The 25,470-nt window shown below is 73.0% G+C and carries 16 protein-coding genes; 6 read left to right on the forward strand and 10 right to left on the reverse strand.

Annotation, left to right across the window (positions count from 1 at the left end):
- Window positions 1-127: 127 nt before the first annotated feature.
- The 6 genes from ABT095_RS36995 to ABT095_RS37020 form a co-directional block, all read right to left on the reverse strand.
- Entirely contained in the window at window positions 128-1,183 is a 1,056-nt protein-coding gene (locus ABT095_RS36995) for a zinc-binding dehydrogenase (RefSeq protein ID WP_350534022.1), read from the reverse strand.
- A gap of 19 nt (window positions 1,184-1,202) precedes the next feature.
- Window positions 1,203-2,843, reverse strand: a complete 1,641-nt coding sequence (locus ABT095_RS37000; protein WP_350534023.1) for a phytoene desaturase family protein — start codon at window positions 2,841-2,843, stop codon at window positions 1,203-1,205.
- Window positions 2,844-2,866: 23 nt separating this feature from the next.
- Window positions 2,867-4,525: a phytoene desaturase family protein gene (locus ABT095_RS37005; protein WP_350534009.1), complete on the reverse strand. Its 1,659-nt coding sequence runs from the start codon at window positions 4,523-4,525 to the stop codon at window positions 2,867-2,869.
- On the reverse strand, window positions 4,512-13,754 hold the full coding sequence (locus ABT095_RS37010; RefSeq protein ID WP_350534010.1) for a non-ribosomal peptide synthetase/type I polyketide synthase: 9,243 nt from the start codon (window positions 13,752-13,754) through the stop codon (window positions 4,512-4,514). The genes ABT095_RS37005 and ABT095_RS37010 overlap by 14 nt, the downstream gene beginning before the upstream one ends.
- A gap of 73 nt (window positions 13,755-13,827) precedes the next feature.
- Complete coding sequence (locus tag ABT095_RS37015; RefSeq protein ID WP_350534024.1) at window positions 13,828-14,715, reverse strand: sterol desaturase family protein; 888 nt, start codon at window positions 14,713-14,715, stop codon at window positions 13,828-13,830.
- A gap of 167 nt (window positions 14,716-14,882) precedes the next feature.
- Complete coding sequence (locus tag ABT095_RS37020; protein WP_350534011.1) at window positions 14,883-16,400, reverse strand: hypothetical protein; 1,518 nt, start codon at window positions 16,398-16,400, stop codon at window positions 14,883-14,885.
- Window positions 16,401-16,522: 122 nt separating this feature from the next.
- Between ABT095_RS37020 and ABT095_RS37025 the strand changes: the two genes are divergently transcribed.
- Complete coding sequence (locus ABT095_RS37025; protein ID WP_350534012.1) at window positions 16,523-17,065, forward strand: GNAT family N-acetyltransferase; 543 nt, start codon at window positions 16,523-16,525, stop codon at window positions 17,063-17,065.
- 60 nt (window positions 17,066-17,125) lie between these two features.
- On the opposite strand, the gene ABT095_RS37030 is transcribed toward ABT095_RS37025, so the two are convergent.
- On the reverse strand, window positions 17,126-17,806 hold the full coding sequence (locus ABT095_RS37030) for a DUF6445 family protein (protein ID WP_350534013.1): 681 nt from the start codon (window positions 17,804-17,806) through the stop codon (window positions 17,126-17,128).
- 197 nt (window positions 17,807-18,003) lie between these two features.
- On the opposite strand from ABT095_RS37030, the gene ABT095_RS37035 reads away from it, so the two are divergent.
- From ABT095_RS37035 to ABT095_RS37050, 4 genes are all read left to right on the forward strand, one after another.
- Complete coding sequence (locus ABT095_RS37035; protein ID WP_350534014.1) at window positions 18,004-18,606, forward strand: YbhB/YbcL family Raf kinase inhibitor-like protein; 603 nt, start codon at window positions 18,004-18,006, stop codon at window positions 18,604-18,606.
- 79 nt (window positions 18,607-18,685) lie between these two features.
- Entirely contained in the window at window positions 18,686-19,309 is a 624-nt protein-coding gene (locus ABT095_RS37040; protein WP_350534015.1) for a thiaminase II/PqqC family protein, read from the forward strand.
- A 68-nt stretch (window positions 19,310-19,377) separates the two neighbouring features.
- Window positions 19,378-19,857 carry a VOC family protein gene (locus tag ABT095_RS37045; protein ID WP_350534016.1) on the forward strand — a complete coding sequence of 160 codons (480 nt, stop codon included), beginning with the start codon at window positions 19,378-19,380 and terminating at the stop codon, window positions 19,855-19,857.
- 740 nt (window positions 19,858-20,597) lie between these two features.
- A complete protein-coding gene (locus tag ABT095_RS37050) occupies window positions 20,598-20,915 on the forward strand; it encodes a hypothetical protein (protein ID WP_350534017.1) in 318 nt (105 codons plus the stop codon).
- Window positions 20,916-21,036: 121 nt separating this feature from the next.
- Here ABT095_RS37050 and ABT095_RS37055 read toward each other — a convergent pair whose 3' ends face one another.
- The 3 genes from ABT095_RS37055 to ABT095_RS37070 form a co-directional block, all read right to left on the reverse strand.
- A complete protein-coding gene (locus ABT095_RS37055) occupies window positions 21,037-21,849 on the reverse strand; it encodes a hypothetical protein (protein WP_350534018.1) in 813 nt (270 codons plus the stop codon).
- A gap of 370 nt (window positions 21,850-22,219) precedes the next feature.
- Complete coding sequence (locus ABT095_RS37065; RefSeq protein WP_350534019.1) at window positions 22,220-22,783, reverse strand: maleylpyruvate isomerase N-terminal domain-containing protein; 564 nt, start codon at window positions 22,781-22,783, stop codon at window positions 22,220-22,222.
- A complete protein-coding gene (locus tag ABT095_RS37070) occupies window positions 22,780-24,141 on the reverse strand; it encodes an amidase (RefSeq protein ID WP_350534020.1) in 1,362 nt (453 codons plus the stop codon). Before ABT095_RS37070 ends, ABT095_RS37065 begins: the two co-directional genes overlap by 4 nt.
- Before the next feature lie 335 nt (window positions 24,142-24,476).
- Here ABT095_RS37070 and ABT095_RS37075 point away from each other — a divergent pair, with 335 nt between their 5' ends.
- On the forward strand, window positions 24,477-25,382 hold the full coding sequence (locus tag ABT095_RS37075) for an ABC transporter substrate-binding protein (RefSeq protein ID WP_350534021.1): 906 nt from the start codon (window positions 24,477-24,479) through the stop codon (window positions 25,380-25,382).
- Window positions 25,383-25,470: the final 88 nt, after the last annotated feature.

Raw genomic sequence — 25,470 nt, forward strand, 5'->3', positions numbered from 1 at the left:
GGCCGACCTGGCCGGGCTCGAGAAGGCCGCGGCCGGGTTGGGCGCCGCACTGGTGCTCGACCAGGTCGCCGGGGGTGACGGCACCCCGCGACACGCGCCGACCGTGGGGGTCGGCGGCCCACCCGGGTCAGAGCGCCACCAGCACCTTGCCGAGACCGGCCGTGGTGTCGCCGTACAGGCTGCGGTAGGCGGTGGGGATGCTGTCGAACCCGTGGTGCACGGTCTGGTCGAAGGCGATCTCGCCGCTGCGCACCAGGGCGCCGACCTCCGCCCGCAGCCCCGACCAGTTCTCCTCGGTGAACCACTCCGGGGCGAAGATCCCCCGGATGGTCGTACGGGGGAACATGATCATCGGCAGCAGCCGCGGCCCGACCCAGTCCCCGCCCACCTGGCTCGCCCACTGCCAGCAGACCGCCACCCGGCTGTCGATGTTCAGCATGGTGAACACCACGTCCGTCAGCGTGCCGCCCAGGTTGTCGAAGTACCGGTCCACGCCCTCCGGCGCCGCCTCGGCCAGCTCCGCGCGCAGCCGCTCGGCGTCGTCACCGTCCCGGTAGTGCACGACCGCGTCGAAGCCCAGCTCGCGCAGCCGGGCCGCCTTCGAGGGCGAACCGGTGGTGCCGACCACCCGGGCGCCGCGCTGCCTGGCCAGCTGGCCCACCAGCGTGCCCACCGATCCCGAGGCGCCGGCCACCAGGACGGTCTGGCCCGGCCTGACGTCCAGGAACTTCGTGACCGTGGCCCAGGCCGTCATGCCCGAGCCGCCCATGATCCCCAGCACCGTCGACAGCGGCAGCACCTCGTCGTAGTCGCACGGATCGAGCCGCCGGTACGCGGGGAAGACCATCGGGAACGTCCCGGTCTGCCAGGGCGACGCCTGGCCGTTGCCGATGACGTGGCTGCGCCAGCCGCCGAACCCGTGCACCAAGTCCCCCACCGCGAACCGGGCGTCCGGCCCCGCCTCGACCACCTCCATGACCGAGTCGCCGCCCATGTGGTCGCCCAGCGGCGTGTCCAGCGCGATGCCCTGGAGGTACGGGTCCACGGAGACGTAGCGGGTCCTGAACAGCATCTCGTCCGCCGCGAGTCGCACCTCCACCTCCTCGGCCACCTTCCGGTACATCCGGTCGACGTCCGGGGCCCCCTCGACGTGCTCCTGCACGATCCACTTCTCGATCTTCACCGATGTCATGGCGGACTCCTCAGAACTGGCCGACGGGGTCGACGAGATGGGTGGGCAGCGGGCCGCTGTCGTCGAGCGTGGCGGTGAACGGACGGCCCTCCTCGTGGCAGATGAACTGCAGCAGGTGCCGGCCGGAGGCGGCGGCCCGGATCAGGCCGCCGGTGGTGGCCCAGACGCCGGAGAGGTAGAAGTTCCGCAGTCCGGGCAGGCCGGGGCCGTTGCGCTTGACCTCCTCCTCCATGGTGTCGCCGCTCTCCATGAACGGCTGCCAGCCGAGCACCGAGCCGTCGTGGTTGCCGGTGTAGCGGAGCTGGGTGAGCGGGGTGGAGACGTCCTTGACGGTGATCGCGCTCCGGATGCCCGGGTGGTGCCGTTCGAGCACCTCGACCACCGCGTCCCGGACGCGGCGCTTCTCCCGCTGGTACTCCCGGCCCCGGCCGACCGGCAGGGTGTGCAGCTCCTCGCCCCGGCGGACCCGGGCGGCCTGCTCGGGGCCGGTGCTCAGCGCCCGCCAGGGGGCGATGTCGCTGAAGTAGCTGGCGAAGACCACTCCGGTGCCCTGCGGCGACAGCTCCGGGTAGTGGCGGCTGCGGAACTGGATGTTGATGCTCGGGTGCCGGATCCCGGTGAGACGGGCGGCGAGTTCCTCCTCGAGCAGGTAGGTGGTGCACGGGTCACCCACGGGGAAGGGCTCGCGCAGGCCGAGGAAGACGGCGACGTAGCCGGGGAACACCTGGTCCCGCTGGTCGACGCAGTGGGTGTAGAGGCGGCGGTAGGCGTCGTTCAGGTAGCGGCCCTTGAGGAGCTCCATCACCGTCGTACGGCCGTCGCAGGCCGACACCACGATGTCCGCCGCGATCTCGGACCCGTCACTCAGCCGCACCCCGACCGCCCGGTCGTCCTCCACCAGGATCTCCACCACCTTGGTGTTGCAGACGAGTTCGCCACCGAGCCGGCGGTAGCGGGCCTCGATCGAGCGGGCCAGGCCGAGCGACCCTCCCTCGGGCACACCGGCCGACAGGCCTTCGTGGGCGGCGAGTTGGAAGTGGAACGGCAGGACGGGGAAGTTGGGGTGCTTCTCGTAGAGGATGAAGTTGAACGCCTCGCGCAGCAGAGGGTCCTGGAACCGGGTGCTGTAGTCGGCCATCAGGGTGCCCAGCGTGCGGCGGATCAGGTTCAGGTACGGCACGAACGAGGCCAGCATCCGCCAGCGGGCCCAGCGGCTCATCAGCCCGACCGGGGTGAGGAAGGGGTAGAGCGTCAGGCAGCGGCGGAACCTGCGCAGGTCGGCGCAGAACGCCCGGATCGGCTTGGCGTCGGCGGGCGAGAGGCCGAGCAGGTGGGCCTCCAGCCGGTCGGGGTCGGAGTAGAAGTACACCGCCCGGCCGTCCCGGCCGCGCACCACGTTGAAGGCGTCGAAGTTGCGCATCCGCTTGCCCTGCAGGGCGCCGAGCTCCAGCCAGATCTGGTGCATCTCGTTGCCCGGGCCGCTGCCGAGCAGCCAGCTCACGGTGGGGTCGAAGGTGAAATCGCCCCGCTCCCAGCCGGTGCAGCAGCCGCCCGGGATCTCGTGCATCTCGAGCACCTTGGTGCGGTAGCCGTTCATCCGCCCGTAGCAGCCGGCGGACAGCCCGCTCAGGCCGCCGCCGATGATCACCATGTCGGGCCTGGTCGTCGCCACGCTCACTCCGCTGCTCCCATCGTCTCCACGGCCCGGTCGGGCTGAGGCAGCCGGCGCCACTTGCCGGGGTGCCAGGGCTCCTGGTTGTCGCTGGGCCAGGCCCGGAATTCCAGACCGAGCTCCCGGCACAGGTACTGGACGGCGAACCGGCCGCTGGTCGCCGCGCGGATCAGCCCGCCCATGCCGACCCACTGGCCCGCCATCGAGAAGCCGCGCAGGCCGGGCAGCCGCATCCGCTCCTTGCCGACCAGCCGGTTGACGGCGTCCTCGGCCTCGGAGAACGCCTGCCAGGCCAGGATGCTGCCGTAGGTGTTGCCGGTGAACCGCTCGGTGGTGACCGGCGAGGCCACGCTCACCAGCTCGATCCGGCCCGCGAGCGCCGGGTGGATCCTGGTCAGGAACTCCCTTACGAACACTGCCACTTGCTCCTTCCGGGCCCGGTAGGCCCGGCGGTCGGTGTCGCGCAGCCCCCGCCAGGACGGGTAGTCGCTGAAGTACATGCAGTGGATGATCGACTTGCCGGCGGGGGCGAACCCTTCCGCGTACTGTGAACGCAGCTGCACCACCAGGCTGTTCTGCAGGGCGCCCGGCAGCCGGGCGCCCTGCTCGGGCGTGAGCAGGTAGGTGGTGCTGTGCGCTTCGCCGGGCGGGAGCGGGCCGTCGATCCCGGCGAACACGGAGACGGCCGCCGGGTAGAGGTTTCCGGGCCGGTCGAGCAGCTCGCGGAAGAGCAGATCCGTCGTCGGGCTGGTGTACCGGCCCTCCAGCAGGCGGTCGACGGTGGTGGGGCCGTCGCAGGCGGAGACCACGTGGTCGGCGTGGTGCTCGGTGCCGTCCCGCAGCCGGACCCCGACCGCCCGGCCGTCCTCGACCAGGATCCGCTCCACCCGGCAGCGGTAGCCGATCTCGCCGCCCAGCGAGGTGTACCGCTCCTCGATCGACCGGGCCAGCCCGAGCGAACCGCCCTGCGGGAAACCGGCGTTGCCGTTGTGCGCGGCGGCCAGCGTGTACAGGTACGGCAGCAGCGGGAAGCCGGCCGGCTCCTGGAGGAACATGTTGGGCAGGGCCCGCCGCAGCAGCGGGTCCTGGAAGCGGTCCGCGAAGGCGCGCATCGGGGTGGTGGCGGTGCGCCAGAACAGCCGGAACCCCGGCAGGACGGCGCGGGCCGTGCGCAGCCGCTCGGCCGCCGTCCGCAGCGGCGGGGGCGTGAGCTCCCACGGCAGGTCGAGGGCGGCGAAGCGGCGCAGATCGCGGCAGAAGGAGCGGATCAGGGCCGCGTCGGCCGGGGAGGTCTCGAGGAGGTGGCGCTCCAGCCGGTCGGGATCGCGGTAGAAGGTGACGGCCCGGCCGTGCTCGTCCATCACGCGGTTGAAGGTCTCGAACTCGGTGACCTTCTTGCCGTCCAACGCGCCCAGTTCGCGCCAGACCTGGTGCCCGCCTGCGCCCGGGGCGGTGCCGATCAGCCAGTCGACGCAGTAGTCGAACAGGTACCCCTCGCGGGACCAGGCCGTGCAACAGCCGCCCGGCAGCACGTGTTTCTCGAAGATGCGCGTCCGCATGCCGCTCATCTGCGCGTAGCAGCCGGTGGCCAGGCCCGCGACCCCGGCGCCGATGATGATCACCTGGGGGCGGCCGGCCGGCCGGTGGTCACGCCCGGCCATCGGCCACGCCCCCGGACAGCCCGGCCAGGGCCAACTCGGCGTTGCGCGCCGCGAATTCGCCGTCGAGCATCTCGGCGTGGCGGCCGTGCCCGCGGTGCACGACGGTGCCGGCGGTGGAGACGCCGTGCCAGCTGCCGGGCTCGCGACTGCTGTGGAACGCCAGGCCGTCCTGGTCGCAGACCACGGTGACCGGCGCGGCCACGGTGCCGAGGTTCGGGGTCCGACTGCTGAACTCCAGGTACTCCCGGGCCTGTTCGACGCTCTCGCGGGCGACGATCGCCGACCCGGTGTGCCGGCGCAGGTGGTCGTGGAGCTCCCGCTCGAACGCGGTCAGGTGCTCCTCGCCGAGCGGGTGCGCCTCGGCGGTCCGGTAGGAGTCGAGCACCACCACGGCGCCGACCTCCCGGCCCCTGCCCTCCAGCTCCTTGGCCACCTCGAAGGCGAGGTTGCCGCCGAGCGAGTAGCCGAGCAGCGCGCACGGGCCCTGCGGGTGCAGCTCCTCGACGAGATCCGCGTACCGTGCCACCTTGTCGTCCCCGGTCAGGTAGTTGAACGCGGCGATCCGCCGGCCCGCCAGATGGGGCGCGAGCTGCCGGTAGACCAGCCCGTGGCCGCCGGCCGGCGGGAAGCAGCACACCGTGCTCTCCTGCGGCGCCGCCGGGTTGAACCACAGGTACGGCTCCGCGCCTTCGAGCTCGCCGGTGATGATCTGTTCGACGGTACGGGCCATCCCGTGCAGGGTGGTGGCCTTGAAGAGCCGGCTCACCGGGATGCCGATGTTGAACTCGGCCCGCAGGTGGTGGATGAGCTCGATCAGCCGGATGGAGCTGCCGCCGAGCTCGAAGAAGTCGTGCTGCAGGCCGACCTCCTCGAGCCCGAGCAGTGCCTGCCAGTGGTGGGCCATCCGGGTCTCGTAGAGCGTGACGGGCGGCTCGTACGGCTCGGCGCCGGTGTCGGCGCCCGGCTCGGGCAGGGCGGCCAGGTCGATCTTGCCGTTGCCCGTCAGCGGCAGCGCGGGCAGCTCCATGAAGTAGGAGGGGATCATGAAGGTGGGCAGTTGCTCCGCCAGGCTGCGCCGCAGCTCCCGCCGGTTGAGGCCCGCGCCCTCGGCGGGGACGCAGTACGCGCACAGCGCGTACTCGCCGCCCGCGTCCTGACGGGCCGTCACGCAGACCTGGGACAGCTCCGGCCGGGCGGCCAGGTGCGCCTCGATCTCCCCCAGCTCGATCCGGTGGCCGCGGACCTTGACCTGGTTGTCGATCCGGCCGAGCAGGTGGGCGGTGCCCTGCGCGTCCCAGCGGCAGAGGTCGCCCGTGCGGTAGAGCCGCACCGGCCCGTCCAGGTCGAGGACGGCGAAGCGCTCGGCCGTCCGGCCGGGGTCGTTCGGGTAGCCGTCCGCCACGCCCGCGCCGCCGACCCACAGCTCACCGGGTACACCCGGCGGCACGGGTTCGCCGTGGCGGTCGAGGATGTACAGCTCGCTGTTCGGGAACGGCCGGCCGATCGGCACCATCCGCCCCGGCTCCAGCTCCGCCACCGGCCCGTCGAAGTAGCTGCTGTCGATGGTGGCCTCGGTCAGGCCGTAGGAGTTGGCCACCCGGGTGTCCGGCCCGCACAGGGCACGCAGCCGGGCGTGCTCCCCGGCCTTCCAGAGGTCCGATCCGACGATCAGCAGGCGCATGAAGTCCAGGCGCAGGCCTTCGCGTTCGCAGTGCGCGAGCAGCGAGCGGGCCACGGCCGGTACGAACTCGCCGCAGTTCACGGCCTCGTCAACCATGGCCTGGTAGAGCCGGGCGGTGTCGAAGAGCAGCTCGCGGCCGACCAGGACGAGCGTGCCGCCGGAGCCGAGCGCCCGGGCGAGGTCGCCGGTGAACACGTCGAAGGCCGTCCCGGCCATCTGCAGGTGCACCCGGGCGTCGGCGTCGAGCCGGTACTCGGCGCGCCAGCCCGCAGTGACGGCGGCCAGGCTGCGGTGGGAGACCTGCACGCCCTTGGGCCGGCCGGTGGAGCCGGAGGTGTGGATCACGTAGGCGGGACGGTCCGGGTCGGCGGCCGGCAGCGGGATCTCCTGCGCCGCGGGCATCTCGAGGTCCTCCAGGGTGACCAGCGCGGCGGGCAGCCCGGGGGGCGCCGGCCGCGTCTGGTCGACCACGACCAGGGCGGCGCCCGCGTCGGCCACCTGGTAGGCCAGGCGGTCGGCCGGGTACCCCGGATCGAGCGGCAGGTACGCGGCGCCGGCTCGCCAGACCGCGAGCAGGGTGGTGATCAGTTCGGGCGACTTCTCGAGGCAGACCGCGACCACCGAGCCCTCCCCGACCCCGAGTTCGCGCAGCCGCCCGGCCGTCCGCTGGGCGCGGTGGTCGAGTTCGCCGTAGCTGAGCCGCCGGGTGCCGAGCGGGCCGGGGGCGCTCACCGCGACGGCCTCGGGGTGCTCGGCGGCGGCCTTGGCCACCAGGTCGGGCAGTGGCACGTCGTGGTCGAGAGTGCGCCCGGCGCCGCTGAACTCGGTGAGCACACGCCTCCGTTCGTCCTCGCCGAGCATCCGCAGCCGGCCGGCCGGCTGCTGCGTGTGGGCCTCGGCCATCGCCGCCAGCAGGTTGCGGTAGTGCCCGGCCATCCGCTCGACGGTCGAAGCGTCGAAGAGGTCGGAGTTGTACTTGAGGACGCAGTGGAAGCGGCCGTCGGCGCGGTCCTCGTAGGCGGACAGGGTCAGATCGAACTGTCCTTCCTCCTCCGGCAGTTCGATGTAGTCCAGGCGGTAGCCGGCCCGCTCGACCGCCACCTTGTGGGTGAGCAGGATGAACATCGCCTGGAACACCGCCGAGCGGCTGGGGTCGTGCTGGAGCCCCAGCTGTTCGACCAGCAGCACGAACGGGTACTCCTGGTTGTCCAGCCCGCCGAGCACCGTCTCCCGGACTCTGGCCAGCAGCTCGGCGACGGTCGGCTCCCCCGCCAGGCTCACGTGCAGCGGCAGCGGGTTCACGAAGTACCCGTAGACGGAGGCGAATTCCTCCTGGGAGCGGCCGGCCACCGGGCTGCCGACGATGATGTCGTCCTGCCCGGACCAGCGGTTCAGCAGCAGGTAGTACGCGCCCAGCAGCACCATGAACGGTGTCGCGTTGTGCGCGCGGGCCAGCTCGTGCACCCGGCCGCTGAGGCCGGCGTCCAGCTGGAAGAAGACCGAGGCGCCGTTGTGCGTCTGCACGGCCGGCCGGGGCCGGTCGGTGGGCAGGTCGAGCAGCGGGACTTCGGCCGGCAGCCGGCTCCGCCAGTGCTCGAGCATCCGGCGGGCCTCGGGGCCGGCCAGGAAGCGGTTCTGCTGGTTGAGGAAGTCCAGGTAGCGGGCGGGCACCGGCGGGAGTTCGGGGGTCCGGCCCTGCAGCAGGGCCTCGTACGCCTCGAACAGCTCCTCGATGAAGGTGAAGGTGGAGATCGCGTCGGACACGATGTGGTGGACGGCCTTCATCAGCACCCACTGCTGCGGCCCGCGCCGGAACATCCGCAGCCGCACCAGCGGATCGTGCTCCAGGTCGTAGGGCTTTCGGTACTCCGCGACGATCAGTTCCTGGACCTCGGCCCAGGGCTTGCCCTCGACGTCGACCAGGGCGGTGTCGACCAGCGCCTCCTCCCGGATCCGCTGGACCGGGCGGCCCTCCTCGGTGGTGAACGAGGAGCGCAGCGCCGGGTGGCGGGCGACGACGGTGCGGAAGGCCTCGGTGAAGAGCCCGGGGTCGATGGCGGTGCGGACCTCGACGGCGCCGCCGATGTTGTAGGCGAAGCCGTCCGGGTGGAGCTGCCGGAGGAACCAGAGGGCCTTCTGGTTGTGGGTGAGCGGGTAGCACCGCTCGTCGGTGTACAGCTCGACGGCCGCCGGTTCGAGGGCGCCGTCGAAGGCCGCCTGCTCGGCCAGGCCGGTGAGGAGCAGACTCACCAGGTCGCCCACCGGGCCGTTGCCCAGCAGTGCCACCACCGGCAGGGCGACACCGAGTTCGCCGTGGACGCGGGCGCGCAGCTCCATGGCGAGCAGCGAGTCCAGGCCGTGCTCGCCGAGCCTGGTGCGCTCGTCGATCCGGTCGGCGCCGATCCGCAGCACGCTCGCGACGGCGGCCGCGAAGCGCTCGGCCACCAGGGCCTGCCGGGCCTGCGGGTCGGCCGCGCGGAAGGCGTCCAGGAAGCCGCCGGTCGCGGTGCGGGCGGGTTCGGTGGCGCTCGCCGCCAGGTCGGCGACCAGCGGCGGCGGCTCCGGGTACCAGGAGAGGAAGGCCGGCCAGTCGACCACGGTCGTGATCAGCAGCTGGGCGTGGTCCTGCCCGAGCACCCGCTCGAGAACGGCGACGCCGGCCTCGGGCGGGAGGGATCTCATGCCCCGCGCGTCACGGTAGTGGGCGACCAGGCCGAGCTCCTCGATCATTCCGGTCGCCCAGGGGCCCCAGTCCAGGCTGATCGCGGGGTGGCCGCCCGCCCGGCGGTGGTGGGCCAGCGCGTCCAGGAAGGCGTTGCCCGCCGCGTAGTTGGCCTGGCCGGCGGTGGTCAGCACCGAGGCGACGGAGGCGAACAGCACGAAGTGCTCCAGCGGCTCCTCCCGGAGCAGCCGGTGCAGGAGGAAGGCGCCGACGGCCTTGGGCGCGTACCCGGCGTCGAAGGCCGCCCGGTCCATCTGCGGCAGCAGGGTGTCCCGGACCTGCCCGGCCAGGTGGAAGGCGCCCCGGACCGGCGGGAGCCCGCGGCTGCGGTGGCCGGCCAGCCACGCGGCGAGGGCGGCTTCGTCGGTGACGTCGACGGGGGCCACCACCGCCTCGGCGCCGAGCGCTTCCAGCTCCCGCAGGAAGGCGATCCGTTCGGCGCTCGCACCGCCCGGCTCGGCCTGCGGCCACTGCGCGCGCCCGGGCAGCGCGGTGCGGCCGAGCAGGATCAGCCGTCGGGCGCCCCGCCGGACGAGCGCGCGGCAGAGCAGCCGGCCGAGCGCCCCGAAGGCACCCGTGACCAGGTAGCTGCCGTCGGGCCGCAGCACCGGGGGCAGCGGGCGGGTCAGGCCCTGGACGGGGCGCAGCCGGCTGGTGAGGCGGCGGCCGGCCCGCAGGGCGATCTCCTGCTCGTCGGCACAGGTGACTTCGCCGAGCACCGCCTCGGTCTCCTCGGGCCCGGCGGCGGCTCCGTCGAGGTCGATCAACTTACCGCGCTGGCCGACGAGTTCCTGTTGCCACAGGACTCGGCCGAGCCCCCAGGCCGGTGCGCCGAGGGGTTCGACCCGGTCCTCGGGCACGGCCGCCTGGGTGGCGCGCGTGACGATGTGCAGCCGTCCGTCCGGACGGGCGGCGGGCAGGGCCTGGGCGAGGGCGATCAGCGAGTAGGCGCCGAGGGTGGCGAGGTGGTCGAGGTCGCTCCGACCGGTGGCGTCGAGGCGGGGCAGGTCCAGGTTCCAGAGGTGGACGACGGTGCGGAACGCGGGGCCGAGGTCGGCGAGCAGGCGGGTGAAGTCCTCGGCCGAGTCGGGGCGGACGGTGGAGCCGCCCCCGGTGGGCCGGTAGCCGTCGCCGGGCCTGACCAGGTGGCAGCGGATGCCGCGCCCGGCGGCCCGCGCGGCCAGCCGTTCGGCGAACCCGCCGCCGTCGGCGAGCAGCACCAGGTCGCCGTGGTCGGCCTCCGCCCGGGGCGACTCGGCTTCGGTCCAGGCGAGTTCACTGAGCCAGCTGTCGATGGTGGCGAGGCCGACGGAGGCGGCGGCCCGGGCCACGTCGGCCACCCGGAAGCCGGTGATCCGGCCGAGCGGGGTGCCGTCCTCGGCGTACAGGGCGAGGTCGCCCACCAGCTCGTCCCCGGTGTCGCGGGTGACGGTGGCGTGGGCCCAGAGCGGCTGGTCACCGATCGGGCCCAGCCGTACCTCCTCGATCGACACCGGCAGCCGGACACCGCGGCCCGCCTCCTCGGCCTGGAGCACCCGGGCGGCGAGCAGGGTCTGGAAGCACGCGTCGAGCAGCACCGGGTGGGCGTGGTGGCCGGCGGCGTCGGCGCCGGTCGGGCTGATCCGGGCCAGCGCCTCGCCGGGGGCCGTCCACACCTCCTGGACCGCCTGGAAGGCCGGGCCGTAGTGGTAGCCGTGCGAGGCGAGCTCCCGGTAGCACTCGGCGCCGTCGCGGCGGGTGCCGCGCGAGAGGACGGCGGGTACGTCCAGCGCGGGGCCGTGGTCGCGCCGCTGGCCGGTGCGGATCCGTCCGGTGGTGTGCACGACCGGATCGCCGGTGGCCGCCCGGGTGGCCACGGTGAAGTGCCCGTCCTGCGGGGCGAAGCAGAACTGGGCTCTGGTCGGCTCGGTGTCCGGGAGGACCAGCGCGCGGGCGAGCTCCACCTCGGCGAGCACCACGTCCGTGCCGCCGGTCAGCGCCCGGACGGCCTGGGCGGCCATCTCCAGGTAGCCCGCCGCCGGGAACACGACGTTGCCCTCGATCCGGTGGTCGCGGAGGTAGGGCAGCTTCTCGACGTCCAGCGCGTTCTCCCAGGTCGGCTGGGTGTTGGCGGTCCGGCGGCCGAGCAGCGGATGGTCGAACTCGCCGAGCCGGACCTGCTCGACCGGGCGCGGCTCCGTCCAGTACCTGTCCCGGCGCCAGGGGTAGCAGGGCAGGGGCACCGGTCGGCCGGGCGGGTGCAGGGCGGCCCAGGAGAGGTCGACGCCGAGGGTGTGCAGTTCGGCGAGCGTCCGGGCGATGTGCTCGGGCTCGTTCTGGTGCCGCCGGACGGACGCCAGCGTCCGCACCTCGGCGCTGTCGAGGCACTCGCGGATGGCGTGCCCGAGCACCGGGTGCGGGCCGAGCTCGAGGAACAGCGTGTGGCCGTCCCGCGCCATCCGCTCGATCGCGGCCCGGAACCGCACCGGGTGCCGGACGTTGCGCCACCAGTACGCGGCGTCGAGCTCCGGGCCGCGGGCGCGCGCCTCGGCGGCGGTCAGGTAGAGCGGCACCCGCGCCTCGGCCGGCTCGAGGCTCGCCAGCGCCGCCAGCAGTTCCTCCCGGATCGGGTCCATCCGCACGCTGTGGTACGGGACTTCGACGTCCAGGAACTTGGCGAAGACCTGCTCCTGCCGCAACTCCTCGGCGAGCTCGCGCAGTGCGTCGGCCTCGCCCGCGAGGGTGACCGCGCTCGGCCCGTTCACGGCCGCCAGGGACACCCTGTCCCGGTACGGGCGGGACCGCCGCTCCGCCGCTGCCTCGGCCAGGCCGACGGCGAGCATGGTGCCCGTGCCGGCCAGCCGGTGCTGGAGCCGGCTGCGGTGCAGCACCACCCGCACGGCCTGGGCCAGGTCGTACACCCCGGCCTCGTGGAAGGCCGCGACCTCGCCGGTGCTGTGGCCGACGATCGCGTCGGGGTGGACACCGCGGCTGCGCCAGAGCGCGGCGAGCCCCACCTGCACGGCGAAGTTGGCGGGTTGGGCGAGCCAGGTCTCGGCCATGCGCGACTCGGCCTCGCCGCGGGCGAGTTCGTCGAGGAGCGACCAGCCGGCCTGCCGCCGGATCTCCCGGTCACAGGCTTCGACGGCTTCGCGGTAGACCGGTTCGCTCTCCTGCAGCTCGCGGCCCATCGCCCACCGCTGGGGGCCCATGCCGGTGAACACCCAGGCCAGTCGGCGGTGTTGTCGCTCCCGCGCCCGGCCCTGGAGCACCCTCGGGTGCGGCTCGCCACGCTCGTGGGCGGCCAGCGCCTCGTCCAGCGACTCCCGGTCCGAGTAGGCCACGGCCAGCCGCTCGGGCAGGTGCTGGCGGCGCTGCGCCAGGGTGTGCCCGAGGTCGGCGAGCACTGCTCCGGCGGCGAGTTCGCGCCGGATCCCGGCGGCCAGTTCGGGCAGCCCGGCCGGGTCGCGGGTGCTCAGCGGCAGCACCGTCCAGCTCGGCGGAGCCGCCGGCGCCGCGGGCTCCTGCCCGGGCGGGGCCTCGAGGAGGACGTGCGCGTTGGTGCCGCCGAAGCCGAAGGAGTTGACGCCGGCCCGGGCCGGGCCGTCGTGCTCGGGCCAGTCGACCACGGTGCGCGGGAACTCGAACGGCAGGGCGGCCAGGTCGATCGCGGGGTTCGGCCGCTCCAGGTTGATGTGCGGCGGGATCCGCCGGTGTTTGAGGGCGAGCGCGGTCTTGATCAGCCCGGCCACACCGGCCGCGGACTCGGTGTGCCCGATGTTGGTCTTCACCGACCCGACGTAGCAGCGCTCCCCCGGCCGGCGGCCCACCGACAGCACCCGCCCGAGCGCCGAGGCCTCGATCGGGTCGCCGACCGGGGTGGAGGTGCCGTGCGCCTCGACGTACTGCAGGCTGCCCGGCACCACCCCGGCCCGGGCGCAGACCCGCTCGATCAGGGAGACCTGGGCGTCCGCGCTGGGCACGGTGATCCCGTTGGTCCGGCCGTCCTGGTTGACGCCGCTGCCGATGATCACGGCGTGCACCGGGTCACCGTCGCGCAGCGCGTCCGCCAGCCGTTTGAGGATCACCACGCCGACGCCCTCGGCCCGCACGTACCCGTTGGCCTCGGCGTCGAACGCCCGCGAGCGGCCGTCCTCGGACAGGAACCCGCCCTTGGTCTCGCCGATCGTGTACTGCGGCGCCATGTGCAGCAACGTGCCGCCCACCACGGAGAGTTCGGTCTCCCGGCCGATCAGGCTCTGGCAGGCCAGGTGCACCGCGACCAGCGAGGAGCTGCACGCGGTGTCGATCGAGATGCTGGGCCCGCGGAAGTCGAAGCAGTGCGAGATGCGGTTCGACACCATCGTCATCATGGTGCCGGTGGCGGTGTGCGCGGCGAGGGTCTCGAAGCCGAGGTCGGCGAACTGGAGGATCTTGTAGTCCAGGGTGAACGCCCCGACGTACACCCCCACCTCCCGGCCGGCCAGCTCGGCCGGCCGCAGACCACCGTCCTCCAACGCCTCCCAGGTGACCTCGAGCAGCTTGCGCTGCTGCGGGTCCATGTAGGCGGCCTCGCGCGGGCTGATGCCGAAGAACGCCGGGTCGAAGGTGTCGAAGCCGTCGATGTACCCGCCCCGGCCGCCCACCAGCCGCCCGGGCTTGGCCCGGTCCCGGGTGCCCAGCGACGCGACGTCGTACCGGTCGGCGGGCGTGGGGACGATGCAGTCCCGGCCCTCCATCAGATTGCGCCAGTACGACCGGTGGTCGTTGGCGTGGCCGGGCAGCCGGCAGCCGATCCCGACGATCGCGATCCGCTCACTGGGCATGGTGGGTGGCGAGATGGTCATGGTCCAATCCGGGGGGGTGGGGACGGCGCGGGCGGGGGACGGCGCACGCGGAAGCAGTCGGGGCGGGCGTGGCTCAGACGGACGGTCCGGGCGTCCGCATCCGGCGCCAGGGGTGCAGCAGCGTGGCGGCGAGCTCGCCGGTGGTGGGGAAGGACACCGGATCGGCGAGTCCGACGGAGCGCGGGACCCGCCCCGGATGCCAGGTGTAGCTGCCGAAGACGTGGTCCCAGAGCGCGAGGTCCGAGCTGTAGTGGCCGGCCTCGGCCAGGTCGGTGCTGTGGTGCAACCGGTGCTGCTCCGGCCCGGCCAGGACGTGGCCGAGCACGCCGAGGGAGACGTCGATGTTCGCGTGGACGAAATATCCCTGGGCCAGGAGAAACATTCCGACAGCGAAGACGGATTCCTTGGAAAATCCGATGATGGCCAGCGAGATCTGCACGGCGGACTGGGCGAGAAAAACGTCGAGAAAATGATTAACGCCATTGTTGGCGACATTCACCTTCGGTGGCACGTGGTGCACGCCGTGCAGCCGCCAGAGCCATGGGCGGTGGTGCGAGAAACGGTGGACGAGATGGTCGCCGAGCGTCCCGACCAGCAGCGCGAGCGGAATCTGCGCGGCCAGCGGCAGCCCCGGCCCGGGCGTCGCGACGGCGCCCACCACCAGGGTCACCAGCCCCTGGGCCAGCGCGCCGCCCACCATGCTCAGCAGGAAGTAGACGGCGTACCACCCGAGTTCACGTCGGCTCGGCCACCAGTCGGTGCGATAGGGGATCACGCGCTCCAGCACCGCGAGGTAGCCGATGACACCGCACAGCACCAAGGCGCTGACCCGGTCGAGGTCCCAGTGGAAATGCAGTGCCGCCACGACCGTGGACAGCACTCCCAGCAACAGCAGTGGATAACCGACCCGACGCGCGACGGCAGACAGCGCGCACCCCTTGGCGATAGATGGTAGACAAATGGAAACGCCAATGATGCTAACTCATGCCAACGGCCGAAAAGCCAGCCCGACATTCGGAGAACCCCGAATGGCGGAGCCGCGCGCTCGATCGGTACTTCGTACCGGCAGGACTCATGGGCCGAGGGTACGGACCCGTTCCCGGCCCGTCACAGGACGCTCCCGCAGGCTCAGTACGCCTCGACGGTGCGGACCCGCCAGGGGAGGCGGCGGGTGTGGCGCCGCCAGGCGAGGGCGTGGGCGGCCAGGGCGGCGACGAGCAGGGGGGCGCCGTAGCTGAAGGGGTGGTCGAAGGGGCGGGAGGCGGTGAGGAAGGTCGGGGCGGAGACCAGCAGGGTGAGGGCGAGGAGCAGGGCCGTCAGGCCGTCGGTGGTCCAGCCGGGGTGGACGACGCGGGGCGCGAGGCGGACTTGGCGGGTCGGGTCGGTGGTCTCGGGGCCCGGGGCGCCGGCCGGGCGTTCGGCGCCGAACAGCCCGGGGAAGCCGGGGCCGTAGTTGCGGGCCTCGCCCCAGACCACCTCGCCGGTGTCGGTGACGAAGGCGAGCGGCTGGTGGTCCTTGACGAGCCGCCAGCGGCGGGCGGCCACCAGCCAGCCCTCACAGCCCTCCAGGCGGCGGGCGAGGAAGGGACCGGAGTGCGGGTCGCTGAGGATCAGGCGCACGGTGGTGGTGCCGCTGCGCAGTTCGAGCCAGTGCTCGGAGCTGACGACGGCGGTGCCGGGGCGGTTGCCCGGGCCGGTGACGTCCTCGCGGACGGCGCTCACCACGCGGGCCCGGACGGCCGGGACGGGCCCGGCGGCGCTGTCGGCGGCGACCACCTTCGCCTTGGCCCGGCCGCGGTGGCTGAGCACGGTGTAGATCCAGCCCAGCATGACGAAGGCGTAGACGCCGAGCAGCGCGGTGACCGGCGCGGCCGGCGGCCGGAACATGCCGGGCAGGTAGGCGGAGAGGTCCTCCGAGTCGTCCACGACGCCGCCGAGCCAGGGTGCGTCCGGCGCGTACAGGACGGTGACGGTGCCGCCGCGGGTGAAGATGGTGTCGGCCGAGGCGCCGTGCACCTTCACGAGCTCGGGCCGCCCTCCCGGGCCCGGGAGGGTGACCAGCAGGTCGGCGGTGGAGTGCTGGTAGCGCTGCTGGTTCTTCCCCCCGCCGGGGTGGTCGACGGTGTGCTGGTGCTCGGGCCGCTGGGCGATCCTCCCCTGCGTGACGGCGGCCCCCGCCCGTTGGAACGCCCGGTAGCGGCTGTCCTCGGCGTTGCTGGGCAGGAAGGCCAGCACGGAGAGTGCGACCAGGACGAGCGTGGCCAGATAGGTGCGGTGCCGCCATCCGGCGCCCGGCCGGGGCAGTGGCAGCCGCGCCGGCGGGGGCGGTACGACAGCCGGCCTCGGGGCCGCGGAGGGCGGCACCGCCGCCGCGCCGGCGGCCCGGACGGCGAGGCTCCAGCCCAGGCCTGCCACGGCGGCGAGGGCGAGCAGCGCGGGCGGCCCGTACAGCGGGCGGGGGTGGTGGAAGCCGGCCAGCGCGAGCGCCAGGGCGAGCAGCAGCAGCGTGACGGCCGCCCGCCGTAAGGCGATCGCGAGGGGCGTCTCGGCCCGGCCGACGGGCACGCCGGCCTCCTGCCGTATCGGCTCCCGGACCTCGTCCGCGTTGCTGTTCCCCGCTTCTGACGGGTGGTCGGCTGTCTCCATGACGTTCTTGCTCCCCCTGGTCGAACCGTAGCCAGCAAAGCAGACCCTCCCGGCACGATCAAGGCCGCCCCTTCCGGGCGGAACCCGTGTCGCCGCACGGAAGGCGGGGTAGCTTGGACGCCATGGTTGATCTAGGAGCGGTTGTCTGGCCCCCTGCCCCGGTCCGGACCGAGCGGCTGGTGCTCCGCGAAGCCGAGGGCCGGGACCGTCCGGCGTTCATCGAGCTGTTCGCCTCGCCCGAGGTGCGTACCTACCTGGGCGGCGCGGTGCCCCGGGAGGAGCTGGAGCGGGCGGTGCCCGAGGTTCCGGGGCGGCGGCCGGGGATGTTCGTGGTCGAGCTCGCCGGCGAGATGGTCGGTCAGGTGACACTCGACCGGCGCGGGGCCGAGCGCCCGGGGCACCTGCGCCCCGAGGGCGGGGAGGTCGAGCTCAGCTACGTGTTCCTGCCGCACTCCTGGGGTGCCGGGTACGCCGCCGAGGCGTGTGCGGCGGTGCTCGAGTGGTGCGGCGGCGCGCTGCCCGGCGAGCCGGTGGTGCTCTGCACCCAGACGGCCAACGGCCCCTCGATGCGGCTCGCGGGCAGGCTGGGCTTCACCGAGCGGGAGCGGTTCGAGGAGTTCGGCGCGGAGCAGTGGTTCGGCGTACGGGCGGCCGGCTGGGCCTGACGGGAGACGCCGCCGGTCCCGGTGGGGACCGACGGCGTTTCAGGCGAGGGCGGCGGGCGCTCAGGCCATCCAGAAGAAGACCGCGGTCATCCGCTTGTCGTCGAGCGTGGAGCCGCAGTAGGCCGTCGCGGTGTGCATCAGGTTGGCGTGGTAGACCAGCAGGCGGTTGTACTTGTTGGGCACCGCGAGGTCCTCGGTGAAGGAGTCGGCCGGGACGAACCGGGTGCCGAGCGCCTCGACCAGGTTGGTGTGCGGCGCCTGGACCAGGTTGCCGCCGAGCAGGCCGCCCGGCATGGACTGGCGGTAGAAGCTGGTGCCGGTGGTCTTGGGGGCGCCGGGGGTCAGGTAGAGCACGGCGGCGTACCGGCAGAGCGCCCGCGAGTCGGTGTGCGGGCGCGGCTCGCACTCCTTCTCCCCCACCACCTGGATGCAGTTGTGGTTGAGGATGCCGCCACCGCCGGGCGCCTCCTGGACCCAGAGCTTCTGCGCGCCGGTGGCCTTGCGCACCAGCGCCTCCACCCGGGCCATCTCGGCGGGCTCCAGCCCGGGCATGGTGCGCAGCCCGGGCCAGCTCTCGGGCTTGTGCGGGTACCCCTCGGTCCAGTCGTCCTTGGCCAGACAGCGGGCCCGGACCTCGTCCACGTTGGGCAGCACGTCGTCGAAGACCCAGTAGTCCCGGCCGAGCGTCGGCTTGCGGTACGGGAGGACCGGGAGACCCGGCCTGCGCAGGTGAGGGGGCATGCGCAGACCGTACAGTCGGCTTCTGTCATGACTCTCCCGCGATCTGGTCAACGTTTCGCCAAATCGATGGCATGGACATGTATCGATTTGGCCTGCCCGATCGGCGCCCTTTCCCTTGACGCCGCCCCCGGGCCGGGCTTGGCTACTGTGGCCCGGGACTACCGACGGGCACTCAACTACGAGCCACGGGGGATCCGTTGCTCACCTCACGCCTGCCTGCCCTGCGCACCGCGGCGGTCGCGGCCGCCGCACTGGCCGTCGCAGCCTGCTTCACCGGCCCGGCCACGGCTTCACAGACCCGACCGAGGCCCTTCACCCTCACCAGCCCCGACTTCCGCGACGGCGGCAGGCTGCCCGCCTGGACGGAGTACGGCGGTTACCCGGACGTGACCGGGTGCAACGGCAAGAACCTCGCCCCCGAGCTGGACTGGCTGGGCGCCCCGGCCGGGACCGCCGGCTACGCCCTGCTGGTGAACGACCCGGACGCCCCGCTGGCGGGCGGCTGGCACCACTGGGTGCTCTACGACATCCCCGGCGCCGCCCACCAGATCGACGGCCACGGCACGCTCCAGTTCACCCAGGGCGCCGACAGCTTCGACGTCAACGGTCTGCCCGGGGCCGGCTGGGGCGGCCCCTGCCCGCCGCCCACCGGCCAGGTCCACCACTACGTCTTCACCCTCTACGCCCTCTCCGTCCCCACCCTGCCCGAGCCGGGCCTGACCTACAAAGAGGTCACGGCCGCCATCGAGCCGTCCGTCCTCGGCGCGACCAGCATCGTCGGGACCTTCCGACTGCCTTAGGGTCCGGAGTGGCGCGGTGACGGCGGTGGGCGGCACCCGTAGCGTGGGGGTCGTCCGCCGCCTGTCCCCGGAGGTCGCCTTGGCCGCTACCAGCGCGCGTGAGCTGTACGACCGCATTCGCATCGAACTAGGTTCCAGTGCGTCGGAGTTGGGCTCTGTTGATGCGGCGGTGCTGCGGCGGATCGCGGGTGAGGAGTACCGGATCATCCGCAGTGACCGGCGCAGTTTCGCGCTGCTGGCCGCCCGCTTCGCGGAGCGCGGCCCGGCGGGCTCGTTCTTCCTCGGGCTCGCGGCCGGGGAGGGCGAGGCGCTGGGCCTGCTCGGCCCGTACGCCGCCGCGGTCGGCCTCCCGCCCGAGGAGCTCGCGGCCTACCGCCCGGCTCCGGCCGCCCAGTGCTACCCGCACTACCTGGCCTGGCTGGCCCAGTTCGGCACGCTGAGCCAGACGGTGCTCGCACTTCTGGCCAACTTCCCCAGCTGGTCGGTCACTTGCGCGCGGCTGGCGGACACCGTCGGTGACGAGTACGGCCCCGAGGCCGCCGCATTCTTCCGCTTCTTCGCCGAGCTCCCGCCCGACTTCGAGCCCACCACCCTCGCCCTGCTCCGAACCGCCCTGGACGAAGGCGAATCGGCGGACGACGCCGCCGAGGCGGCTCGGCTGCTGCAGGCGTACGAGCGCTCCTTCTGGGCGGCGGTGCGCTGAGGCCTGTCACAACTCCCGGCCGGGATCCGTCAGACAGGCGACCCAGCCCGACAGACGGAGGAACCGCCATGCTGACCGACATCATGTACGTGACGCTCTACGTCACCGACCAGGACCGCGCGCTCGCCTTCTACACCGACCGGCTCGGCCTGGAGAAGCGTATCGACTTCCCCGGCCCCGACGGACGCTTCCTCACCGTCGGCGTCCCCGGCAGCCGGACAGAGATCATCCTCTGGCCGCACGCCCCCGCCGCGCGCCAGCCGGCCGGGCTGTCCGAGGGCGTCGCGCCGGGGCCGGTGCTGCTCGAATCGGACGATCTGCGGGCGGACTTCGAGGTGCTGCGGGGGCGCGGCGTGGTCTTCGACCGGCCCGAGCCGGAGGACTACGGCTTCGGGATCCGCATCGAGACGGCGGACCCGGACGGCAACCGGGTCTCGCTGCGCCAGCGGGCCGCCTGGCAGACCGGCGACCGGCGAGGATCGACTCTGCGGTCGCCCGGCAGCGCATCAACGACCTTGCGGCGACGGCTCCCTTCTACCAACTTCTGAGCCCTGGTCCGTGTGGCGCCTGAGGCAAGGCCCCTTCCGGTGCAGCGAGCGGAGTCCGGGGTAGGGTCGCTCTCAGGTTAGGGGGAGATGTGGGAGTCCGATCGAAGGTTGTGGCGTTCGGAGTCGCGCTGGGCGGGTTGGCGGGCGCCGTTCCGGCCCTTCTGGTTGCTGCCTTCTTGGTGTCAGAGGCGGGGGTCTCGCTGGGTACCGCCATGGCACTTGCCGTCCTGGGAACGGCTGCGGGGCTGCTGCCCGGTGCAGCCATGGGGACAGCGTTGGCTCTGTCACCGCCGACGGTCTGGGACCGTGACGCGCATCGGAGCATGCTGGCCGGTGCTGCGGCAGCTGGGGCATACCTTGCCGAGACGCTGACGTTGGCGGTTGTCGGAGATGACGGCCCCTTGCTTGGCATGGCAGTTCTCGGTGCCCCTGTCGTGCTTTTGATCGGCTGGTTCCTGAGCGGCCCGGCAACGGCTCCTTTCCGTCGGAGATCGAAAAGACTTGCACTCGAGAGTTGTTGACGTGCAATCCGGCGCATGGGGGCGGTGACGTGAGTGCCTGTTCGTGGGCCCTGACACGGAAGAAGGGCGCCGGGTCCGCGTCGGCGGGCGGCGCGAACGCGTCTGGCCAACGGTCCGGCTCGCGTAGCAACCCGTCGTCACCGACCCCCGGTCCAGCCGTCCTCTGACCGGGGCCCTTCGGCTCGACCGCCCGGCCCGGGCACCGTGCATAGTGTGCTCATGGATCGATACGTGGGTCAGGGCCGCCTCGAATGGTGGGCCAATCACTCGACTTGCCTCGAGATGTACGACATCGACATCACCGTCACGGTCGGCGAGTGGCGGGCAACCGGTCGGCATGCCAACACTCTCGACCGGAAGCAGCGCGAGGGCTGGAACTTCCTCATGGAGATGGATCCCCACTTCTCGATTTCGTTTCCCGGCGAGGATCGCGGCGGGATCATGGTGCGAGTGGGCGAGGCAGAGGATGGAACCCTCACACTTACGGAGGCACCGGACTGGGACGGCTCCGTGAACGTCACCTTCGACCTCACCTGAGCTCAGCGCCCCATGAGCGGGAGCCCGACTTCGCTGCCCTGCCCGTGGCTGCGACGGGCCGTGGACTGGTGGTGTCTGCACCAGTTCGACCAGTGCAGCAGCCTGCGCGGGCCCGGCGTGTTCAGGCCTCCACCGTGGCGTGGACGGGCGTCATGTCGGCGCGGTACTGGACGGCCGGCCAGTAGCCGTCCATGAAGTAGCGGCTCCCGGTCTCACCGAAATGGACTTCGAAGTCTCCCGAGCGGTAGACGACCAGCGTTTCCGGCGTCATGACCTCGGGGAAGCGGGCCTTCTCCTCCTCGGTCTCGTCGCCCTCCGCGAACGCGGTCCAGATGAACTCCGCGCCGTCCCGGCGAATGCGCTCGAAGCCGGCCACCAATCGCCGGGCATGAGGCAGCAGTACGGTGACCTTCTCCGGGCCGGCGCAGTCGAACCAGATCTCCAGCTGCTGCCCCGCCACCGTCACCGAGCTCCCGGTGATCCCGCCCTCTGCCTGGAGCCCGCCCACCCTCGGGTCGCTGTCCGCATGCACGACGCGAGGCAGGAGCAGGCCGTCCGGGAGCAGGTTCGTCGCCAGAAAGGCTTCCGCGACGTGCTCCTCGTACCAAGGGTTGTACTCCTCGGCGATCACCTTGTAGTAGGCGCCGAACTGCCGCGGCGTGCCGGTCACGGACCGCCCGTCCGCGCTGGTCAGGGTGAAGCGTTCGCGGTCGTGACCGATGTGGCGCACCTGGAACGACCTGGGCAACTGGACGGACGTGGTGCTGCCGGGAAGGGCGACTGTGCCCGTCTGCGCTCCGTCGGCGGCGGTCCGGACCACGAACACGCTCGACAGGCCCGGAGCGACGCACACGAGACCGCCCGGTCCGACGACCCGTCTCAGCTCCTCCGCGTCGCCGTTCAGCGCCGATTGGATGATCCGACTGTTGGGCATGACACACCTCCCCTGATCCGCTCCGACGGAACGGGACCACGGTACTCTCATGCCGATCTCTGACCGATGGGGCGCCGACTCCTGGCGGATCTGAAACCCGGTCAGACCGAACGGGTCAGACGAAGGCGCCGTGGAGGTCGAGGAGCCGTTCCCAACGGACGGCGAGCCGCTTGAACCGGTGGAGCTGGGCGAAGGTCTGCTCCACGACGTAGCGGAGCCGGCCGACGCCGATGATGTCGCGGAAGGGGTGTCGCCGCCGTCACTGATCAGGTGGTACGTGCTGCCGGTCTTGCGGCGGTCGACCGGCGAGGGGGCCGGGACGAACAGGTGCCCCGGCGGCGGCCGCCCGGCGTGACCAGGAGGACACGCCCTAACCGACCGCCGCCTTCCAGACCCAGGAGGTCAGCCGGTCGTGGCCCGGGAGGTCGCCGCGGCCGGTGGACCAGAGCAGGACGGAGGTCGGGTCGCCGGGCGGGGCTTCGGGGAAGAGGCGGTCGAGGACGGTTCGGGCGAGGTGGGGCGGGGGCTGCCAGGGCAGGCCCAGGCCCTGGGCGATGTCGTGGGTGTGCAGGAGGGTCTCGGCGGTGCCCATCGCGGCGAAGCCGGGCGGGTCGCACGGGCCGAAGTGCCAGGCCCGGTCGGTGGGGGCGGCGGCGGCCGCTGCCGTGCTCAGCAGGCGGCCCGCGGCGGCCACCACGGCGAGGGTCTCGGCCGGGGTGGCCTCGGGGTGGACGGTGAGATCGAACGGCAGGTAGCCGTCGGGTGCCCCGCTGGCGACCTGCCCGGCGTAGGCGAGCAGGTCGTGCGCGAGGTGGGCGGCCGTCTGGCGGCAACTCCACTCCAGCGGGCCCGCGTTGACCGACCAGTCGAGGTGGGTCTGGGGCACGAGCAGCGCGGCGGTCTCCGCCAGCGCCTCGGTCAGGGCGGCACTCATCCGGTCACCGCCGGGGCGGTGCGCAGCCACGGGCGGCGCTGCTCGAGGTCGGCGGCCAGGCCGAGCAGGCGGCTCTCCGAGCCAGGTGGGCCGACGAGTTGGACGGCGAGCGGCATCCGGGCGGTGGTGGTCGGGTGGTCCCCGCCGGGGAGCACCAGGGCGGGCCAGCCGGCCAGGTTCCAGGGGTGACTGAACGGCGCGTAGCGGATGTTGGAGTACACGTTGGCCGCCCAGCCCCGGGCGTGCCAGGCCTCGGCCGCCGGGGCGGTGCGGGCCAGCGCGGGCGTGACCAGCACGTCGTGGTCGGCGAAGAAGGTCTCCAACCGCCGCTCCCAGGCGTCTTGTTGGCCCGGTCGGACCAGCCCGGCCCCCGCGACCAGGCGGCCGAGCGCCGCGTGGGTGCGGGTGCGCGGCGCGAGCCGGGCCCGGTCGAGCCCGGCGGCGTCGGCGGCCGTGCCGGCCAGCCAGCGGGCGACGGAGGCCGCGCCGAGCCAGGCCGGGTAGGGCAGTTCGGCGTGGGAGACGTGGTGCCCGGCGGCGACGAGCACCCGGCCGGTGTCACCGACCGCGAACGCGCAGCCGGGCGCCACCGGGATGCCGGGGGTGGGGCAGCGGATCGAGAGCGCGATCCGCAGCGGGCCGGCCGCGTCCGCCGCCGGGGCGGCACCGGCCAGCACCTCGAACATCAGCCGCGCGTCCGCCACGGTGGTGGCGATCGGACCGTTCTCGGACATGCCGAACCAGCCGTCGGCGCCCAGCCCGGACGGGACCACGGCCCGGCCGGGCTTCAGGCCCAGGACGCCGCAGTTGGCGGAGGGGATGCGGATCGAGCCCATGCCGTCGTTGCCGAGGGCGATCGGCACCATCGCGGCCGCGACCGCCGCGGCACTGCCGCCGGAGGAGCCGCCCGCGCTGCGGGAGAGGTCCCAGGGGCTGCGGGTGGTGCCGTAGACGCTGTCCGTGGTGCCGAAGACGCAGAGTTCGGGCACCTGGGTCAGGCCGATCACCACGGCTCCGGCGGCCCGCAGGCGGCGGACGGTCTCGTGGTCGGCGGCTGCCGGGGTGTCGTGGGTGGCGGCCGAGCCGTGCCGGGTGGCCTCGCCCTCGACCGGAAGGTTGTCCTTCACGGCCACCGGCACGCCCGCCAGCGGCAGCTCCGCGAGATCCGGCCGGGCCGCGAGCTGCTCGGCCTCGCGCAGCGCCCGCTCGCCGAGCACCTTGCGGAAGGCCCCGACCTGCCCGTCCACGGCGGCGATCCGCTCCAGGTGGTCGGCCACCACCTGCCGCGGCGTCACCTCCCCCCGCCGCACCGCCGCCGCGATCTCGACGGCCGTCCGCCCGGCCCAACCCGTGGTCATCCCGCGCCGCTCCCCTGCTCCGTACGAAGATCCGTACCGTGATCCGTTGCGGGCCCAAGCTAGCCAGCCGCGCGGCGGTGGGACAAGAGCGTATCCGCGCTGCGACTACCAGCGGGTAGCCACCCCCGGGTGCGACGCGGCGCGGCGGGGTGCGATGATCCGGGTTCCGTCTCCGTGGCGGGCCTGAGCCGAGCTGGTCGCGCGTACATCCCTCCGCGACCGACGAGGGCGACTGGACGAGGCCCGACCTGCCGCGCTACCCCCGCGGCCCGGTGGCGTGACCCCCTCCACCTTCCCTCCCTCAGGAAGTCCCCTTCACCGTGTACACGTTCGCCATGCCCTCACGCGCCCGCGCCACCGCCGCCCTCGGGGCCGGCGGCCTCCTCCTGGCCACCGGCTGCGGCAGCACCGTCTCCCCCGGCGCCCGGAGCGCCGTCGACCTGCGGGCCCGGCTGCCCCAGTCCGTCAAGGCCGCCGGCAAGCTGCGGATCGGCTCCGACCTCCACTACGCCCCGGTCGACTTCACCGACGGCGGTGGCGCTCCGGCCGGGCTCGACCCCGAGCTGGCGGCCGCGGTCGGCGCCTACCTCGGGCTCAAGGTCGAGTTCGTGGACCTGCCGTTCGACAGGCTGATCCCGGCGGTGCAGAGCCGGCAGCTCGACCTCGCGATGTCGGCGGTCATCGACACCAGGCAGCGCCAGGACGGGGTGGACGAGAACGGCCGGCCGACCGGCCCGGGGGTCGACTTCGTGGACTACTTCATCACCGGCACGTCGATCCTGGTCAAGAAGCCCAACCCGTTGCACGTCGGCTCGCTGGACGATCTGTGCGGCCACACCGTGGCGCTCCAGCGCGGCACCATCCAGGACGGGATCGCCGCCCGGCAGACGGCGGCCTGTGACAAGCTCGCCAAACCGCTGGAGATCCACCAGCTCGACACCGACCAGCAGGCCCTGGCCGAAGTCGCCTCCGGCGCGGCCGCCGCCGACCTGAACGACTACCCGGTGGCGGAATACAACACCCACTCCGCTCAGGGCGACACCGGCTTCGAGCTCACCGGCACCCAGCTCAGCACCAGCCCGTACGGCCTGACCTTCAACAAGGACGACACCGCCCTGCGGGACGTGATCGCCAAGGCGCTGGACCGCCTGATCCGCGACGGCAGCTACGAGAAAATCCTCACCAAGTGGAACGTCCACCCCGGCGCCGTCCAGGGCGCCGTGGTCAACGGCGGCCACTGATGCCTGAGCGGCCGGGTGCCCGCGGGGACGCGGTAGGTCAACGGGGTGGAGGTCGCTGGTGATGTGGGGGGGGGGGGGGGGGGGGACC

Origin of the sequence: Kitasatospora sp. NPDC002227 (genome assembly GCF_040296285.1) — a bacterium.
GTDB lineage: Bacteria > Actinomycetota > Actinomycetes > Streptomycetales > Streptomycetaceae > Kitasatospora.